Raw genomic sequence first — 15,800 nt, 5'->3', positions numbered from 1 at the left:
GTGTACAGCCTGGGTCGGCCCGGCCTAGCCGCCGTGGAGCACCGGCAGGGCCGGGGCGCCGCTCGGGAGCATGTGCTTGGCGGCGAGGACGGGGGTGCCCTCCACCCGGACGACCTGCGTGACCAGGACGGCCGGGGTCTCCGCCGGGCGCTCCAGCTGCTCGCCCCTGCGGCGCCCGAGCAGGGTCGCCGTCACCCCGCTGTGCGCGCTCAGCGGTACGCCCCGGGAGGCGTCCATGAGCACCGCCAGCATGGAGCGGGCGGGCTCGTCGGCCAGGGCGGCGGCGAAGGCGGGGTGCAGCCGTTCGAGCACGTCCTGGGGCGCGGCCCACTCATGGCACAACGCCACCGCCAAACCCTCGCCGACCAGCACGGTCTCCCAGAACCGGAGCTCGGCCCCGGCGCCGGGGAGCAGGTGCTGGGTGGTGAAGTCGGTGGGCTCCTCCACGCTCCGCAGCAGCGCGCGCACCCGTACCGGCCCGCCCGCCCCGAGCAGCTCCTCCAGCGGCTGGAGCTGCTCGAAGCCGCGTCGGGGCGGCCGGTCGTTCACCGTCCGCCCCACGCCCCGGCGCACCGAGAGCAGCCCGTCCTCCTGGAGCAGCAGCAGCGCCTCGCGCAGCGCCGGACGGCTCACTCCCAGCTCGCCCGCGAGCCTCGGCTCCGAGGGCAGGGTGGAGCCCGGCGGGTAGGTGCCGTCGTGGATCGCGTCGGCGATCCGCTCGTACAGGGCGACGACCGGCCTGCGCTGCTGTCCGCTGACTGCCATGGCGCAAGCATGGCCCGGCCTCCACTTGTCTGACAAGGCGGCCGGGGGGTCGGTGCCCCGGCCGGACCCGCCCCTCACCCGTACGGCCCGCTCCGGCGCCCGTGCCGTACGGCATCCGCCCATCCTGTACGGGAGGAGCGGCGCGACCTGCCGGCGCGGCGCGGGAACGGCCGGTCGGCGTGCAACTCCCGGTATATCCTGGCCCGTTGACACGGCAGACGGTACGGACGAGGAGTGCGAGCATGAAGTTCAAGGCCACGGTCATCCCGTCCGGCAACGCGCTGGGCGTCGAGGTGCCGCAGGACGTCATCGACGAGCTGGGGCAGGGCAAGCGGCCCCCGGTGGTGGTCGGGATCAACGGCCACTCCTGGCGTACCAGGGTCGCCGCCATGCGCGGACAGATCCTCATCGGCATCAGCGCGGCCAACCGCGAGGCGAGCGGGGTCGACCTGGGCGAGGAGATCGAGGTGGAGCTGCGCCTCGACGACGAGCCGCGGGTGGTCGAGGCGCCGGACGACCTCGCGGCCGTCCTCGACGCGGACCCCGCGCTGCGCGGGGCGTACGAGCGGATGGCCTTCAGCCTCAAGCGCAAGCAGGTCGGGGAGATCGAGAGCGCCAAGAGCCCCGAGACGCGGCAGCGGCGCATCGACAAACTGGTGGAGTCGCTCCGCGGCAAGTGACCCCGAGGGCCGCCCGCCTTACGCGCCCCGCCGCGCCGCCTCACCCCCCTTCCCCAGTACCCTGACCCCGTGCTCGACAAGATCGTGTATCTCGCCCGGGGCCCCCGTGTGGGTCTTCGGTCCTTCGCGCTCGGGGACGCGGAGGAGTTCACCGCGCTTGCCCGGGCCAGCCGGTCCCTGCATGCGCCGTGGCTGTTCCCGCCCACCGAACCCGACGCGTATGCCGTCTACGCGGAGCGGCTGCTGGCGGACCCGAACCGGTACGGGTTCCTCGTCTGCACCCCCGAGGACGACCGGATCGCCGGGTTCATCAACATCAACAACGTCGTCCAGGGCGCCTTCCTCAGCGGCGCCCTCGGCTACGGCGCCTTCGCGCACGCCGCCGGGCGCGGGCTGATGAGCGAGGCGCTGGACGTGGTCACCCGGTACGCGTTCGCCACGCTCGGACTGCACCGCCTGGAGGCCAACATCCAGCCGGGCAACCTCGCCTCCATCGCCCTGGTGCGCCGCGCCGGATTCCGCCTGGAGGGCTTCTCGCCCGACTTCCTCTTCATCGACGGCGCCTGGCGCGACCACCAGCGCTGGGCGATCACGGCGGAGATGGTCGAACCCCGCTGAATCCCCGCCCGGGCGGCGGCCTTTGCGCAATCCTGACCAGGGGCTCCTCTGGTCAGCGCGGCGCCCGCCGTGTTCCATGGTCACGGGGCGGCCGCGGGGACGGGGCGGCCGACCGCGCGAGGGAATGAGGGTGTCTTGGCCACGACCGTGCGACGTTCCGTACTGACCCTGCCCGCCGCCCCGTTGGGGCAGCCCAACCCGCTGCCCGCGCTCCGGCCGCTCGACGAGGTGCACACCCTCGGCGACCCGGCCGGGCGCGTCCGCGAGGACATGCCGCGCGACATGGCCCGCCAGATCGGCCACCAGCCGCTGAGCACGGTCCTGCCGGTACGGATCCTCGACGGCTACGGCCGTGAGCGCACCCCCTCCGACCTGGACACCCTCGTCCTGGAGAACTCCCGGCTGCGCGTCACCGTCCTGCCCGGCCTCGGCGGCCGGATCCGCTCCCTCCTCCACAAGCCGACCGGCCGCGAACTCCTCTACGTCAACCCCGTCCTCCAGCCCGCCGACTTCGCCCTGAACGGCGCCTGGTTCTCCGGCGGGATCGAGTGGAACATCGGCGCCACCGGCCACTCCACCCTCGCCTTCGCCCCCGTGCACGCGGCCGTCGTCCCGGCCCCCGACGGCGGGGAGATGCTGCGGCTGTGGGAGTGGGAGCGGCTGCGCGACCTGCCGTTCCAGGTGGACCTCTGGCTGCCCGAGGACTCCGACTTCCTGTACGTGGGCGTCCGCGTGCGCAACCCGCACGAGCGGACCGCGCCCGTCTACTGGTGGTCCAACACCGCCGTGGAGGAGGGGACGCGCACCCGCGTCCTCGCCCCCGCCGACAGCGCCTGGCACTTCGGGTACGCGCGCACCCTGCGGCGGGTGCCGGTCCCGGAGTGGGACGGCGCCGACCGTACGTACCCGCTGCGCGGCGAGCACCCCGCCGACTACTTCTACGAGGTGCCCGACGGCGCCCGCCGCTGGATCGCCTCGCTCGACGCGTCCGGACAGGGTCTGGTGCAGACGTCGACCGACCTGCTGCGGGGACGCAAACTGTTCCTGTGGGGCACGGGCCGGGTCGGGCGGCGCTGGCAGGAGTGGCTCACCGAGCCCGGCACCGCCGGCTACGCCGAGATCCAGGCGGGCCTGGCCCGCACCCAGCTGGAGCACGTACCGCTGGAGGCGGGCGGGGAGTTCGCCTGGCTGGAGGCGTACGGACCGCTCGCCGCCGATCCCGGGCGGGTGCACGGCGACGACTGGCGGGCGGCCCGCGAGGAGGTGGCGCGCCGGCTGGAGACGGCGCTGCCGCGCGCGACCGTCGAGAAGGCGTACGCGGCCTGGCGCCCGTACGCCGACGCCGAGCCCACCACCTCCCTGGCCACCGGGTCCGGCTGGGGGGCGCTCGAAGTGCTGCGGGGGAACCTGAAGCTGCCGGGTACGCCGTTCCCCGAGTCGACGCTCGGCGAGGAGCAGGCGCCCTGGCTCGCGCTGCTGCACGCGGGCGCGCTGCCCGAGCCGCGCCGGGTCGTGCCGCCGGGCCCGACCCTGGTGGCGCCGCACTGGCGCGACATGCTGGAGACGGCGCCCGCGTCCCCGCTCACCGAGTACCACCTCGGGGTCGCGCAGTGGCACGCGGGAGACCGGGCGCAGGCGGTGCGCAGTTGGGAGCGCGGGCTGCCGCTCGCGCCCTCGCGCTGGCCGCTGCTGCGCTGCCTCGCGGTCGCGGACCGGCTCGCGGGCAACCCGGACCGGGCCGCCGACCTGTACGCCGAGGCGTTCGACGACCTGTGCGAGGAGCGGCGGGACGGGGAGCACTGGGTGGCGGCGACCGCCGCGCTGGGCCGCGAGGCGATCACGGCCCTGCTCGCGGCGGACCGGCCCGACACCGCCCGCGCGGTCTGGGACCGGCTGCGGGACCCCGTACGGGCGCGTGGGGCGTTCCGGCTCCTGGAGGCCCGCATCCTGCTGGCCGAGGGGGAGCCGGCGGGGGCGCGGGCCGTCTTCGAGGCGGGGTTCGAGGTGGCGGACCTGCGCGAGGGCGCGGAGGCGCTGGCCGAGGTGTGGTCGCGGATCACGGACGACCCGCTGCCGGACCGGTACGCGTACGCGTACCGGACGCGGCCGCCGTCCTGCTGAGGGGGCGCTTCGGAGTACGGGGAGCTTGCCGCGCCGGCGCCGCCCCCGTGACGGGCGCTGTCGCGCCCTCGCACCACAACCTTGCGCCCCGGTGGGCCGGTTACCCCCGGTGGTCGACGTACTCGAACACCGAGCCGTCCGGGTGGACCGCGATCAGGTTGCGGCCCACCGGGGTGGGGACCGGGCCCGCGATGACGCGGGCGCCCACCCCGGTCAGGGCGCGGTAGGCGTCGTCGAGGTCCTTGACGGCGATCGTGGCCGACACCTTGCGCAGGATCTCCAGCTCCGACTCCGGACCGCTCATCAGCAGGAAGCAGCCGACCGCCGCGACCGAGACCCCGCCGCGTTCGAAGCGCAGGGCCTTGCTTCCGACGAGGCCTTCGTAGAAGGCCACCGAGGTCTCCAGATCGTCGACGCAGACGCGCAAAGTGGTTCCGAGGATCTCCATACGAACGAGCCTAGTTGGTGACCGTCACACGCGGCAGAGGATCTCGCCGTGGGGGACCATGAACCATCCGTCGTCGGCGGCGGCCCATTCCCGCCACCCCTCGGCGATCTCCGCGAGACCGGCTTCGGTGGTGTGGCCGCCGTCCACCGCGAGCCGTGCGTACGTGGACGCCACCGTGCGCTCCGCCCACAGCCCGCTCCACCACGCGCGCTCGTCGGACGTGGCGAAACACCAGGCCGAGGCGGTGCAGGTGAGGTCGGTGAACCCGGCGGCGCGCGCCCACGACCGCAGCCGCCGCCCCGCGTCCGGCTCGCCCCCGTTGGCCCGGGCGACGCGGTGGTAGAGCTCCAGCCAGGCGTCCAGGGACGGGACTTCGGGGTACCAGGTGAAGGAGGCGTAGTCGCTGTCGCGGACCGCGACCAGACCGCCCGGACGGGTGACCCGGCGCATCTCGCGCAGGGCCCGGACGGGGTCTCCCACGTGTTGCAGCACCTGGTGGGCGTGGACGACGTCGAAGGAGGCGTCGGGGTGGTCGAGGGCGTGGACGTCCGCGACCGCGAACGCCATGTTGGACCGCCCGCGCTCCTCGGCGTACGCCCGCGCCCGCTCGACGATGCCGGGCGCCGCGTCGACCGCCGTGACGTGCCCGTCCGGGACCAGCGCGGCCAGGTCGGCGGAGAGGGTGCCGGGGCCGCAGCCGATGTCCAGGATCCGCGCGTCGGGCCGGAGTTCACCGACGAGGTAGGCGGCGGAGTTGGCCGCGGTGCGCCAGGTGTGCGAGCGCAGGACGGACGCGTGGTGGCCGTGCGTGTAGACGGCGGTCTCCTGGGGCATGACCGGCTCCCTCTCTCCCTGTCGGAGCTGTCCGACCTGTGCGGTCGGTACGGCCACCGTACGCCGCCATGTCGCATGGTGAGACCTGTGTTTCACCATATGGACCGCGCGGTCCAGTCCGCCGGGCGCGCTCCGGGGCGGGCGCGCTCCGCGCGGTCCGTACTACCGCAGGGGTGGAACACCCCGTAGCGTCGGGTGCGTTACCCCTGCCGAGCAAGGAAGACCACTTGGGAGGGCACCATGGGTGAGGTAGCGATCCGGTACGTGGGCGGCCCGACCGCCGTCGTGGAGATCTGCGGTTTCCGGCTGGTCACCGACCCGACCTTCGACGCGCCCGGCGACTATCCGATCGGACCGGGCCGCAAGCTCGTCAAGACGGCGGGACCGGCCGTCGAGGCCGGTGAGATGGGCGCCGTGGACGCGGTGCTGCTCTCGCACGACCAGCACCCCGACAACCTCGACGAGTCCGGCCGCGCCTATCTGGCCGGGGTGCCGCTCGTCCTGTCGACGGCGGCCGCCCACACCAGGCTCGGGGACGCCGTGACCGCGCTGCCCACCTGGCGGACGTACGAACTCGGTGAACGGCTGCGGATCACCGGGGTGCCCGCGCTCCACGGGCCCGAGGGCGCCGAGGCGGTGACCGGCGAGGTCACCGGCTTCGTCCTGCACGGCGACGCGGTGCCCACCGTCTACATCAGCGGCGACAACGCCTCGCTGGACCACGTCCGCGCGATCGCCGAGCGCTTCGGGCCGGTCGACGTGGCCGTGCTCTTCGCCGGGGCGGCGCGCACCGCGCTCCTCGACGGCGCCCCGCTGACCCTGACCAGCGAGGCCGCCGCCGAGGCCGCCCAGATCCTGGGCGCCCGCCATGTCGTGCCGCTCCACTTCGAGCACTGGGGCCACTTCAGCGAGGGTGCGGACTCCCTGACCGAGGCGTTCGCCGCCGCCGGGCTCGGCGAGCGGCTGCGGCTGCTCAAGCCCGGGGCGACGTTCACCGACTAGACGCCCGCCTCACCGCCCGGCCCGCCTCACCGCCCGGCCCGCGCCTCACGCGCGGACCGGCGGCCGGTACACCGTCAGCGCCTCGGGCAGCTTGTCGACCGTCAGCTCACCCTCTATGTGGGCGACCTCCCCGTCGTACGCCACCGGGGTGCGCGGCGCGAGGGCGCCGATGCGCAGTCGGCGCAGCCGCCGGGCCGCGTGGACGGGGGAGCGGCTGAGGGGTCCGGCGAGCGCGGCCGCCAGCAGCCGCAGCCCGGGCAGCCTGCCGCCGTGCACCACCCGCACGTCGAGCAGTCCGTCGGCCAGGTCGTAGCGGTGGGCGGGGGCCGGGCCGAGGCGCTGGTAGATGCAGTTGCCCGCGAACAGCAGCCACAGCGCGTGCGGCTTGCCGTGCACCTCGGCCTCCAGGGGCCGCTCGCCGCGCAGCACCTCGAACGCCGCGAGCACCCCGGCCGGCCAGCCGCCGATCCGCGGCGACCAGCGCTCGCGCAGCCGCACCAGCTCCGGGTAGACCCCGAGGCTGAAGGTGTTGACGAAGTACCCGGCGGCCGTGCCGTCCGGGCCCGGCGTGAACCGGCCCAGGTCCACCTTGACCGCGTCGCCCGCCTCCAGCGCGCGTGCGGTGTCCTGGACCTCCTCGATGCCCAGGTCGTACGCGAAGTGGTTGAGGGTGCCGCCGGGGAACACCGCGAGCGGCACGCCGTGCCGGGCGGCGGCCACCGCGGCCCGGTTCACCGTGCCGTCGCCGCCGCACACCCCGAGCGCCCGGCCGCGCCGGGCCGCCTTGTCGAACGTCGCCTCCAGGTCCTCGGGCGCGCACTCGATCACCTCGGCCAGCGGCAGCGCGTCGCGCACCGCCGAGGCCTTGGCGGCGGCCGTGCCGGAGCGCTCGTTGACCACCACCACCAGATGCTCCCCGCCGGGCAGCGCGGGCGCCTCCGTGTACGGGCGCCCGGGCGCGGGCAGCTGGCGCCGGGTGGGGACCAGGCCGCGGACCGCGAAGGCCGCGCCGACGCCGAGGGCCGCGCCCACCACGACGTCACCCGGATAGTGCACCCCGGTGTACACCCGGGAGGCGGCCACCGAGAACGCGACCGGGGCCACCAGCGCGCCCCAGCCCAGCGACTCCAGGGCGACCCCGGTCGCGAAGGCCGCCGCCGAGGCGGAGTGGCCGGACGGGAAGGACGTGGTGATCGGCTGGCGCTTCAACTGCCGCACCAGCGGCACCAGCTCCAGTATCGGCCGGGGCCTCTGCACCGAGCGCTTGGCCACCGTGTTGACGGTCGCCGAGGCGAGCGCGAGCGAGGCCACCCCGCGCAGCGCCGCCCGCCGCGCCCGGGGCGAGCCGGTGGCCGCCATCGCGGCGGCGGCGCCGAACCAGAGCAGCCCGTGGTCGGCGGCCCGGCTCAGCCGCGGCAACACCGCGCGGGCCCCGGGCCAGTTGCGGCCGGCGGCCACCTGGAACAGCTCGCGGTCGCGGTCGCTGAGGCGGCGGGGCAGGCCGCCGGTCCAGAACGAACGCTCGACGGGGGGTGGCACGGACGGCTGGGACGGAAAAGACATGGACCATGGGTACCCGCCCGCGGACAGCGCAATCCGTGCTTGAGCCGTCGGCTCCCGTCGGACACAGTGGCCTCATGGATTCCCCTGCGTCCGCGGACCGCGCCCGGCTCCTCGGCCTCCACCGCGAGGCCGTCGCCCTCTTCGGCTCCCACGTCCACGCCGTCCGGCCCGGGCAGTGGGACCTGCCCACGCCGTGCGCCGAGTGGACCGTGCGTGACCTCGTCAACCATCTGGCCGTCGAGCAGCTGTGGGTGCCGCCGCTGGTAGAACAGGGCCGCACCATCGCCGAGGTCGGGGACGCCTTCGACGGCGACGTCCTCGGCGAGGACCCGGCGGACGTCTGGGAGACCGTACGGGCCGCCGCGGAGGCCGCCTTCGCCGCGCCGGGCGCGCTGGAGGGCACGGTCGACCTCTCGTACGGCAGGACGCCCGCCGCCGCGTACTGCTCGCAGCTGACGGCGGACGCCGTGGTGCACTCCTGGGACCTGGCGCGAGCCATCGGCGCCGCCGAGCGGCTGCCGGACGCGCTGGTGGACGCGGCGAGCCGGGAGTTCGGCGGCTACGCCGACCAGCTGCCGCCGAGCCTGTTCGCCGCGCCCGTGGCGGTGCCCGAGGGGGCCGACGCCCAGACGCGGCTGCTCGCGATGCTGGGCCGTACCGCCTGACGGCGAATCAGGGAAGGTGAGGGGGCCTCGGCCGGTCGTCCCAGCGGCCCTGGCGGGGCACCCGGGCGGGACGGGGCGCCGCCGCCGGGCCGCTCCGCGGGGGCTCCGGGCGGCAGTCCTGGTGCGCGGTGACGTCCCGCAGGCTCACCAGCCCCAGCGGCCGGCCGCCCTCCACCACCGGCAGCCGCCGCACGGCGTGCCGCCGCATCAGCCGCAGCGCCGTCGCCAGCTCGTCGTCGGGGCGCACGGTCACCGAGGACCGGGTGCACACCGACTGGGCGCTGACCGCCAGCGGATCGACCCCCTCGGCCACCGCGCGCACCGCGATGTCCCGGTCGGTGAGCACCCCGATCAGCCGGTCGCCCCGGGCCACCAGCACGTCCCCGACGTCCTGGGCGCGCATCAGCCGGGCCGCCTCGACCAGTGAGGCGTCGGGCCGTACGGCCGCGACACCCGCCGTCATGACCTCACGGACGTACCGTGCCATCGCTGTCCGCCCTTCCTCCGTGCCGGATCGGTCCTGGCGCAGTACCCCCGCCCACGACGGCCATGCCCGAAATCCGGGGGGTTTGGAGTGCGGGACCCCGGGCAGGCGCACGTCGTGCTTCGGACCGGAGGCACGTCCGTGGGAGCGGCTGTCCGCTCCGGGCGTGCCCGTGCTCCGGCCGCGGCCCCCGGCACAGCCCCTTCCCAGCGGTGACCACCATCCGATTACACCGTCCCCAGGGAGCTGTCCGCATGCGTACGTACGCACCTGCCACAGCCAAGCACTCGCACGACGACGCGCCCGACACCGCCGACGCGTTCCTCCGTCTCGCCGCCCTGCCCCCCGGGCCCGAGCGGCACGCGCTGCGCCAGGAGCTCGTCCGCGCCTGGCTGCCGATGGCCGAGCGGCTGGCCGGCCGGTTCCGCAACCGCGGCGAGGCCCTCGACGACCTGCGCCAGGTCGCCGCCCTCGGCCTGGTCAAGGCCGTCGACCGCTACGACCCGGAGCGCGGCGCCGCGTTCGAGAGCTTCGCGGTGCCGACCATCACCGGCGAGCTCAAGCGCCACTTCCGCGACCACATGTGGACCCTGCACGTGCCGCGCCGGGTCCAGGACCTGCGCGGCCGGGTCCGCGCCGCCCGCCAGGAGCTCATGCAGAGCGGGGGCTCCCGCAATCCCTCCGTGGCGGACATCGCCGCGCACACCGGGATGACCGAGGACGAGGTCAAGGCCGGTCTCGAAGCGCTGGACAGCTTCTCCGCCCTCTCCCTCGACGCCGAACTGCCGGGTACCGAGGACGGGTACAGCCTCAGCGACTCCCTGGGCGCGCCCGACCCGGCGCTCGACGTCGTCGTCGACCGCGAGTCGGTCAAGCCCGGGCTGCGCCGGCTGCCGCCGCGCGAGCGCCAGATCCTCTACATGCGCTTCTTCCGGGACATGACACAGAGCAGCATCGCCGAGGACCTGGGCATCTCCCAGATGCACGTCTCCCGGCTGATCACCCGCTGCTGCACTCGGCTGCGGGATCAGGCCCTGCGGGAGCAGACCCCGGCCGCTCACCTTCCGGCGGAGCGGGACGCCGCATAGCCAGCGCCACATGGCGGGACATCACGTCCACCGCCTGTGCCTCCGCCATCGAGAACGGGCGGGCCGCACCCGTACGGAAGAGGGTGAGCACCCCCTGTACGGGGCCGGGCGCGCCGAGCGGTACGCACAGCAGCGACGTCACGTCCGCGCGGGCGAGGACCGCCGTGCCCGCGGCGTCGTGGCCGAACCCGTCGGTGTCCTCGGGCTGGAGCTGGAGCGCGGTCACCCCCGCCCGGGCGGCCTCGGCCACCAGCGGGGCGCGGGCCGGGTCCTGCCCCGCGAGTGCCCGGCGCAGTCCGGCGTCCTCCTCGGCGGCCGGGCCCAGCACGGCGACGCGCCGCAGCCCGTCCTCCACCACATCGGCGATCACCCACTGGGCGAAGCGCCCGCAGAGCACCCGGGCAGCGGTCTCCAGCACCTCGGCGCCATTCCCCGGCGGCAGCCGCAGCAGCGCCCCCGCCATCGTGTCCACCAGATCCATCAGCCGGGCGTGCCGCGTCGACTCGGTGAGATCGGGCACCTCGGGCACCGGGACGGCGGCAGGGGCGGGCGGCGACATTCCCGGCTGGAAGACCACCAGGACGGCCGGCTGCGGCTCGTCCGGCGGACGCAGCGCGGACAGCGTGACGAACAGCGGCTCCGCGGGCCGCTGCTGGAGGCGGACGGTCAGCCCCCGGTCGCCCTCGCCGCGGGCCACGGCCGCCGCCTGGGAGCGGAACGCGGCGCGGTCGCCCGGCATCAGCAGGGCGGCCAGCGGCCGTCCGGTCGCGTAACCGGCGCGGGCCCCCGTCAGATGGGTGGCCGCGAAGTTCAGCCTGCGCACCACCGTCTCGCGGTCGACGAGCGCCACCGGCAGCGGCAGCCGCTGGAACAGCGCCTTCAGCAGCAGCCGCTCCTGCCGGTCGCCCGGGGACCCGGCCGCACCCGCGGCGTCGGCGACGCACCGCTCGTAGCGGGGCCACAACTGGTCGGCCACGTGCTGGAGTTCGAAGAGCGCGGCGTCGAGGAGGGTGAGCTGCTCCCCGGCGTCCTGGGAGCGCGCGGTGCGCAGCTCGCCCACCCGTCTGACGAAGTCCGCCAGTTCCTCGCCGAACTCGTCCACCGTCTGCGTCATAGCAGCAAGTTAGCCGCTGGCGCCGTTTCCCGGTCCCGGCGCGGGGAATGCGCGGTTCAGGAGGTTTTCCCATGTTCTCCGAGCCGGAACACCAACGACCGCACCCCGTCTCGCCCGTGGGCCGGCTCTCCCGGCTCGCCGAGCAGTCGGTGCGCTGCGCGCCCGCCTCCTGCGGCGCCGTCGCGACCCTCGCCGACAGCGGTCCCGAGCGCCGTGTCACCGCCACGCACCCCGACCTCGAACCGCTGGTGAGCGTCCAGTTGGAGTGCGGCGAGGGGCCCATCCCGACCGCGCTGGACGTCGGCGCCCCGGTGGACACCGGAGACCTGCTGGCGGAGGAGCGCTGGCCGGGCTACCGCGCCGTGGCCCTGGAGTCGGGCGTACGGTCCTGTGTGACCCTTCCGTTCCGCCGCGGCGGCATCGAGGTCACCCTCAGCCTCTACAGCTTCCGTCCCGGCGCGCTCGACGACGCCGTGAGCGGCCCGGTGAGCATCCTCGGCGAGGAGGCGACGGCCGGGATCGCCCGCGACCGACGCTACCGCGCGGCGCTGGCCGAGGTGGAGCAGCTGGAGGCCGCGCTGCGCACCCGCCCGGTGATCGACCAGGCCAGCGGCATCGTGATGCACGTCCTGGGCTGCGACGCGCAGAAGGCCTTCGCGCTGCTGCGCACCCTCTCGCAGCACGCCAACCGCAAGCTGTCCGACGTCGCCGAGGGCGTGGTGCGGACCAAGGGCCGGGGTCTGGAGGACGAGCTCTCCGCCCTCACCCGCCTCTCCTGAACGGACGTCGGCACCGGATCGAGAACGGCCGGGCGGGCATGAGGAGCGGCGCTGCGGAGCAAACCTCCGTATAAAGGGCTCAAGGGCCGAAACGGCGGACCGCACGGTGCGAAGGAGGCGGCGCATGCACGGGACGGTGGCGGAAGGCCGGGGACCCGTCCGGTACGGACCGCCCGCCCCCGGCACCGGGCTGCCCGTCCTGCCCCGGCTCGCCGAGGTGCTGGCGGAGGCCGCCGGGCGCACCCGGCCCGAGCCCCCGGGCGGCGGACCCGAACTGCGCGGCGCCGCCTGCGGCTACTGGCACCGGCGCGGACTGCGCTGCGACCCGGACCTGGTGGCCGCCGCGCCCGGCGCCCAGCCGCTCCTGTTCGCCCTGCTCGCCTCGTTCGGCGGCGACGTCCTGCTGCCCCGCCCCTGCCCGGCCTGGTGGACCCCGCAGGCCCGGCTCCTCGGGCGGCCCGCCTTCCACGTGCCGACCCCGGCGGAGTGCGGCGGGGTGCCCGATCCGTACGCCCTGCTGGAGACCGTGCGCCGGGTGCGCACCGAGGGCGGGCTGCCCCGGGTCCTGGTGCTCTCCGTCGCCGACGACCCGGCCGCGACGGTCGCGCCGCCCGAGACCGTACGGGAGGCGTGCGAGGCGGCCGTGGGGGAGGGACTGCACATCATCAGCGACGAGACCTGGCGCGACACCCTGCACCGGCCGCACGAGACGGTCCTGTTCAGCCCCGCCGAGATGTGCCCCGACGACGTCACCGTCCTGTCCGACCTGTCCGGCGCGCTCACCCCCGCCGGGTGGCCCGCCGCCGTGGCCCGCTTCCCCGGCACCGAGCACGGCGCCCAGCGCCGGGCCCGTACCCTCGACGTCCTCACCGCGCTCGGCTCGGTGGTGGCGGGCCCGGTCGCGGAGGCCGCGGCGTACGCCCTGGGCGAGCCCGACCCGGTGGCGGTACGGATGCGCCGGGCCGCGGTCCTGCACGGCGCCCTCGCCACCGAGGCCCACCGCGCGGTCCTCGCCGCCGGGGCCTTCGCCCGGCCCCCGCAGGCGGGCCGCCACCTCTACGCCGACTTCGGCGGGCTGCGGAGCCGGCTGGCCGCGCGCGGGGTCACCGACTCGATGGAGCTGGAGGAGTACCTGACCGCCCGGCTGGGCGCCCCCGCCCCCGGCGGCCACCGCTTCGGCGACGAACTGGGCGCGCTGCGCGCCCGGCTCGCCACGGGACCGCTGCTCGGGGCGACCGAGGAGGAGGCCGCGCGAACCCTTCAGGCACCGGACCCGCTGGGACTGCCGCATGTACGCCACGCCCTGACCACGTTCGCGGAGGCCCTCGCCGGGCTGTGAGTACCCGGCTGCCCCAGCGCGAGCGCCAGGTGCCGGTCAGGGGGCCCGGACCGGTGGTGGGCGGGCGGGACGCCGAACCGCATGGTTCCACGGCGCCCCTCCCGCCCCCCGCCCGCCCGCTACTCGGGGTGCGGCGCCTCGGCCGGTTCGGCGGGCGTGCCGTGCCGCACCCTGCGCCACACCGCCGGGGCCGCGCCGATCAGCACCGTCAGCGCCACCGCCGCCACCACGCCCTGCCACGGCTCCGGGAAGAGCGAGCCGCCCAGGATGCCGATCAGGCCGTACGCACCGGCCCAGGCCACACACGCGGGCACGTCGCCGCGGACGAAGGTGCGCAGCGGCATCCCTCCCAGCAGACACGCCAGCATCACCGGGATCCGGCCCGCCGGGACGAGCCGGGACAGGACCAGGACCGCCGCCCCGTGCCGGTTCAGCTTCTCCTCGGCCTGCGCCAGGCGGTCCGGGGCCGCCCGGCCCCGCAGCGCCGCCAGCCACCGCGACCCGCCGCGCGAGCGCACCCCGCGCCGCCCCAGCCAGTACAGGCCGACGTCCCCCAGGAACGCGGCCAGCGCGCCCACCCCGAAGACCAGCAGCAGCGAGAACCACGCAGTCTGGTGGAAGGCGACGACCGCCGCCGTCGACACCAGCGCCCCGGTCGGCACCACCGGCACCAGCGAGCCGAGGACCACCAGGATGAACAGGGACGGATAGCCGAGCGCCTGCTGGGTCGGCTCCGGCGGCACCTGGGCCGCCGCCCGTGCCAGGAACGCCGCGATCACCGGGTGGCCCCGGGCCGTACGCTCTCGCCGTGCGCCGGGCGGTGCACCGTCACCCCGGGCGCCAGCCGGGCCGCGTGGCGGACGAAGTCGTCGCCGGGCGCGTGGAACTCGTGCGGGCGCACCCCGTCGAGCCCGATCGGCCAGTACGTGCCGTAGTGCACCGGGACCGCCGCCCGCGCGTCGAGCCGCGCCAGGGCCTCGGCGGCCCGGCCCGCGTCCAGATGGCCCGGGCCCAGGAACGGGCCCCAGCCGCCGACCGGCAGCAGCGCCACGTCCACCGGCCCGACCTCCTCGGCCATCGAGTCGAAGAGCCCGGTGTCCCCGGCGAAGTAGGTGCGCGCCCGGCCCTCGATGACGAAGCCGAGCGCGGGCGCCCGGTGCGGCCCGAACGGCAGCCGGCGCCCGTCGTGCCGTGCGCTCACCACCCGTATCCGCACCTCGCCCGCCTCGACCAGGTCCCCGGGCCGCACCTCGGTCAGTCGCAGCCCGAGTCGGCGCAGCCCCGGCACGGCCGCGACCGCGCCGTGCGGCACCACCAGCCGGGTCCCGGGGGCGAGCCGGGCGAGCGAGGGCAGGTGCAGATGGTCGGCGTGCAGATGCGAGACGAGGACGACGTCGGCGACGGCCGCATCGGGCGGCGGCAGAGCCCCCTGCCGCCTGCGCAGATGCGCCAGCCGCCGGGCGAAGAGCGGGTCGGTGAGCACCCGCACGCCGGAGTCCTCGACCGTGCAGGTGGCATGACCCCACCAGGTGATCTCCACCGGCACCCGAAATCTCCTCCGCTCGAAAACCACCGTGCGCGCTGTTGTGTACGAGCCTATGTGTCGGGGGGCGCACCGGACGGGGCCCGGGGTACTCATCGGTCACGAAGGGAAGGCCCGGCATGATCATGCACTCGGAGCAGTGCCCGCGTTGCGGCGGGATACTCGCGGTCACCCAGGACGGCTGGAAGATCTGCCACTCATGCGGCTACTCCTCGCCGCCGTGAACCAGGAGTAGGGTCGGCACCACGACGAAGGGCATGGGGGTCGGTCATGGGTGACGTGCGAGTGGCGGCGATCGCCAGTCTGACCCCGCTGGAGGAACTCGACCTCGACCCCTTCCTGGTGGACACCCGCAGCCAGCACGAGATGTGCGCGCGCTGGGCCGCCGACAAGGGATACGTCGTCACCCGGCAGCTGCTCTTCTACGGGCTGCGCCCCGACCACGAGGGCCTGTGGACGGACGTGGAGGCGGGCCAGGTGGACCTCTTCGTCGCGCCCAACGAACGCGTCCTGGCGCGCGCGTTGACGTCCGTACCGGACTTCTCCGCGGAGTGCGAGCGGCGCGGGGTGCGGCTGGAGACGGCCGGGCTGGTCGAACCGGACTACGACGCGGCCAAGAAGGCCCACATCCACCGCAGGCTCTCGATGCCCACCGCCGGCTACGACGGCTGCTGACGCCCACCCCGCGCTCCGCGCCGCCGGTCCATCGCGTCGGCCACGACCCGCCCCTGTGACACGCTGGGGGTGAACGGGCCAG

17 protein-coding genes are annotated in these 15,800 nt (G+C 75.4%); 9 read left to right on the top strand and 8 right to left on the bottom strand.

The features are described 5' to 3' along the window. Positions 1-24: 24 nt before the first annotated feature. Positions 25-765 (bottom strand): GntR family transcriptional regulator, encoded by a 741-nt coding sequence (locus AC069K_RS17655; protein ID WP_365099638.1) that lies wholly within the window; start codon positions 763-765, stop codon positions 25-27. 242 nt (positions 766-1,007) lie between these two features. On the opposite strand from AC069K_RS17655, the gene AC069K_RS17650 reads away from it, so the two are divergent. The 3 genes from AC069K_RS17650 to AC069K_RS17640 all read left to right on the top strand — a co-directional run bounded on the left by AC069K_RS17650 (position 1,008) and on the right by AC069K_RS17640 (position 4,184). Continuing rightward, a complete protein-coding gene (locus AC069K_RS17650; RefSeq protein ID WP_478617087.1) occupies positions 1,008-1,445 on the top strand; it encodes a YdeI/OmpD-associated family protein in 438 nt (145 codons plus the stop codon). Between the two features lie 69 nt (positions 1,446-1,514). Next, the gene (locus AC069K_RS17645; RefSeq protein WP_478617084.1) at positions 1,515-2,063 is read left to right on the top strand and encodes a GNAT family N-acetyltransferase; all 549 of its coding nucleotides are present in this window, start codon (positions 1,515-1,517) and stop codon (positions 2,061-2,063) included. A gap of 135 nt (positions 2,064-2,198) precedes the next feature. After that, a complete protein-coding gene (locus AC069K_RS17640) occupies positions 2,199-4,184 on the top strand; it encodes a DUF5107 domain-containing protein (protein ID WP_478617081.1) in 1,986 nt (661 codons plus the stop codon). Between the two features lie 100 nt (positions 4,185-4,284). Here AC069K_RS17640 and AC069K_RS17635 read toward each other — a convergent pair whose 3' ends face one another. Together AC069K_RS17635 and AC069K_RS17630 are read right to left on the bottom strand one after the other, a co-directional pair. Beyond that, on the bottom strand, positions 4,285-4,632 hold the full coding sequence (locus tag AC069K_RS17635; protein WP_358836090.1) for a VOC family protein: 348 nt from the start codon (positions 4,630-4,632) through the stop codon (positions 4,285-4,287). 24 nt (positions 4,633-4,656) lie between these two features. Next, positions 4,657-5,466: a methyltransferase domain-containing protein gene (locus AC069K_RS17630; RefSeq protein WP_478617078.1), complete on the bottom strand. Its 810-nt coding sequence runs from the start codon at positions 5,464-5,466 to the stop codon at positions 4,657-4,659. A gap of 240 nt (positions 5,467-5,706) precedes the next feature. Between AC069K_RS17630 and AC069K_RS17625 the strand changes: the two genes are divergently transcribed. Further along, positions 5,707-6,468 (top strand): MBL fold metallo-hydrolase, encoded by a 762-nt coding sequence (locus tag AC069K_RS17625; RefSeq protein WP_478617075.1) that lies wholly within the window; start codon positions 5,707-5,709, stop codon positions 6,466-6,468. A 45-nt stretch (positions 6,469-6,513) separates the two neighbouring features. On the opposite strand, the gene AC069K_RS17620 is transcribed toward AC069K_RS17625, so the two are convergent. Continuing rightward, positions 6,514-8,031, bottom strand: coding sequence for a bifunctional phosphatase PAP2/diacylglycerol kinase family protein (locus AC069K_RS17620; RefSeq protein WP_358990148.1), 1,518 nt, complete (start codon positions 8,029-8,031; stop codon positions 6,514-6,516). A 74-nt stretch (positions 8,032-8,105) separates the two neighbouring features. Here AC069K_RS17620 and AC069K_RS17615 point away from each other — a divergent pair, with 74 nt between their 5' ends. Next, positions 8,106-8,696 (top strand): TIGR03086 family metal-binding protein, encoded by a 591-nt coding sequence (locus AC069K_RS17615; RefSeq protein WP_478617071.1) that lies wholly within the window; start codon positions 8,106-8,108, stop codon positions 8,694-8,696. A 7-nt stretch (positions 8,697-8,703) separates the two neighbouring features. Here AC069K_RS17615 and AC069K_RS17610 read toward each other — a convergent pair whose 3' ends face one another. Continuing rightward, on the bottom strand, positions 8,704-9,183 hold the full coding sequence (locus AC069K_RS17610) for a CBS domain-containing protein (protein WP_478617068.1): 480 nt from the start codon (positions 9,181-9,183) through the stop codon (positions 8,704-8,706). Between the two features lie 251 nt (positions 9,184-9,434). Here AC069K_RS17610 and AC069K_RS17605 point away from each other — a divergent pair, with 251 nt between their 5' ends. Next, positions 9,435-10,268, top strand: a complete 834-nt coding sequence (locus AC069K_RS17605; RefSeq protein WP_478617065.1) for an RNA polymerase sigma factor SigF — start codon at positions 9,435-9,437, stop codon at positions 10,266-10,268. Here the strand turns inward: AC069K_RS17605 and AC069K_RS17600 are convergent. Further along, positions 10,180-11,382, bottom strand: coding sequence for a PAS domain-containing protein (locus AC069K_RS17600; protein WP_365099655.1), 1,203 nt, complete (start codon positions 11,380-11,382; stop codon positions 10,180-10,182). The genes AC069K_RS17605 and AC069K_RS17600 overlap by 89 nt on opposite strands. 71 nt (positions 11,383-11,453) lie before the next feature. Here AC069K_RS17600 and AC069K_RS17595 point away from each other — a divergent pair, with 71 nt between their 5' ends. Continuing rightward, complete coding sequence (locus tag AC069K_RS17595; protein WP_365099657.1) at positions 11,454-12,161, top strand: ANTAR domain-containing response regulator; 708 nt, start codon at positions 11,454-11,456, stop codon at positions 12,159-12,161. 124 nt (positions 12,162-12,285) lie between these two features. Next, positions 12,286-13,500, top strand: a complete 1,215-nt coding sequence (locus tag AC069K_RS17590; RefSeq protein WP_478617060.1) for an aminotransferase class I/II-fold pyridoxal phosphate-dependent enzyme — start codon at positions 12,286-12,288, stop codon at positions 13,498-13,500. Positions 13,501-13,619: 119 nt separating this feature from the next. Here the strand turns inward: AC069K_RS17590 and AC069K_RS17585 are convergent, their stop codons facing one another. Further along, positions 13,620-14,276 (bottom strand): DedA family protein, encoded by a 657-nt coding sequence (locus AC069K_RS17585; protein ID WP_478617487.1) that lies wholly within the window; start codon positions 14,274-14,276, stop codon positions 13,620-13,622. Then, positions 14,276-15,046: an MBL fold metallo-hydrolase gene (locus AC069K_RS17580; protein ID WP_478617057.1), complete on the bottom strand. Its 771-nt coding sequence runs from the start codon at positions 15,044-15,046 to the stop codon at positions 14,276-14,278. The genes AC069K_RS17585 and AC069K_RS17580 overlap by 1 nt, the downstream gene beginning before the upstream one ends. A gap of 267 nt (positions 15,047-15,313) precedes the next feature. Between AC069K_RS17580 and AC069K_RS17575 the strand changes: the two genes are divergently transcribed. Continuing rightward, positions 15,314-15,718: a hypothetical protein gene (locus AC069K_RS17575; RefSeq protein ID WP_365099663.1), complete on the top strand. Its 405-nt coding sequence runs from the start codon at positions 15,314-15,316 to the stop codon at positions 15,716-15,718. The last annotated feature ends 82 nt before the right edge of the window (positions 15,719-15,800 follow it).

This window comes from Streptomyces sp. NPDC043908 (assembly GCF_056435525.1).
This window is presented reverse-complemented; position numbering and strand designations above follow the sequence as displayed.

Bases quoted from the DNA above. Each gene is read 5' to 3' on its own strand.
- AC069K_RS17655 (WP_365099638.1), bottom strand. From the start codon at position 765: ATGGCAGTCAGCGGACAGCAGCGCAGGCCGGTCGTCGCCCTGTACGAG.
- AC069K_RS17650 (WP_478617087.1), top strand. From the start codon at position 1,008: ATGAAGTTCAAGGCCACGGTCATCCCGTCCGGCAACGCGCTGGGCGTC.
- AC069K_RS17635 (WP_358836090.1), bottom strand. From the start codon at position 4,632: ATGGAGATCCTCGGAACCACTTTGCGCGTCTGCGTCGACGATCTGGAG.
- AC069K_RS17630 (WP_478617078.1), bottom strand. From the start codon at position 5,466: ATGCCCCAGGAGACCGCCGTCTACACGCACGGCCACCACGCGTCCGTC.
- AC069K_RS17625 (WP_478617075.1), top strand. From the start codon at position 5,707: ATGGGTGAGGTAGCGATCCGGTACGTGGGCGGCCCGACCGCCGTCGTG.
- AC069K_RS17620 (WP_358990148.1), bottom strand. From the start codon at position 8,031: ATGTCTTTTCCGTCCCAGCCGTCCGTGCCACCCCCCGTCGAGCGTTCG.
- AC069K_RS17615 (WP_478617071.1), top strand. From the start codon at position 8,106: ATGGATTCCCCTGCGTCCGCGGACCGCGCCCGGCTCCTCGGCCTCCAC.
- AC069K_RS17610 (WP_478617068.1), bottom strand. From the start codon at position 9,183: ATGGCACGGTACGTCCGTGAGGTCATGACGGCGGGTGTCGCGGCCGTA.
- AC069K_RS17605 (WP_478617065.1), top strand. From the start codon at position 9,435: ATGCGTACGTACGCACCTGCCACAGCCAAGCACTCGCACGACGACGCG.
- AC069K_RS17600 (WP_365099655.1), bottom strand. From the start codon at position 11,382: ATGACGCAGACGGTGGACGAGTTCGGCGAGGAACTGGCGGACTTCGTC.
- AC069K_RS17595 (WP_365099657.1), top strand. From the start codon at position 11,454: ATGTTCTCCGAGCCGGAACACCAACGACCGCACCCCGTCTCGCCCGTG.
- AC069K_RS17590 (WP_478617060.1), top strand. From the start codon at position 12,286: ATGCACGGGACGGTGGCGGAAGGCCGGGGACCCGTCCGGTACGGACCG.
- AC069K_RS17575 (WP_365099663.1), top strand. From the start codon at position 15,314: ATGGGTGACGTGCGAGTGGCGGCGATCGCCAGTCTGACCCCGCTGGAG.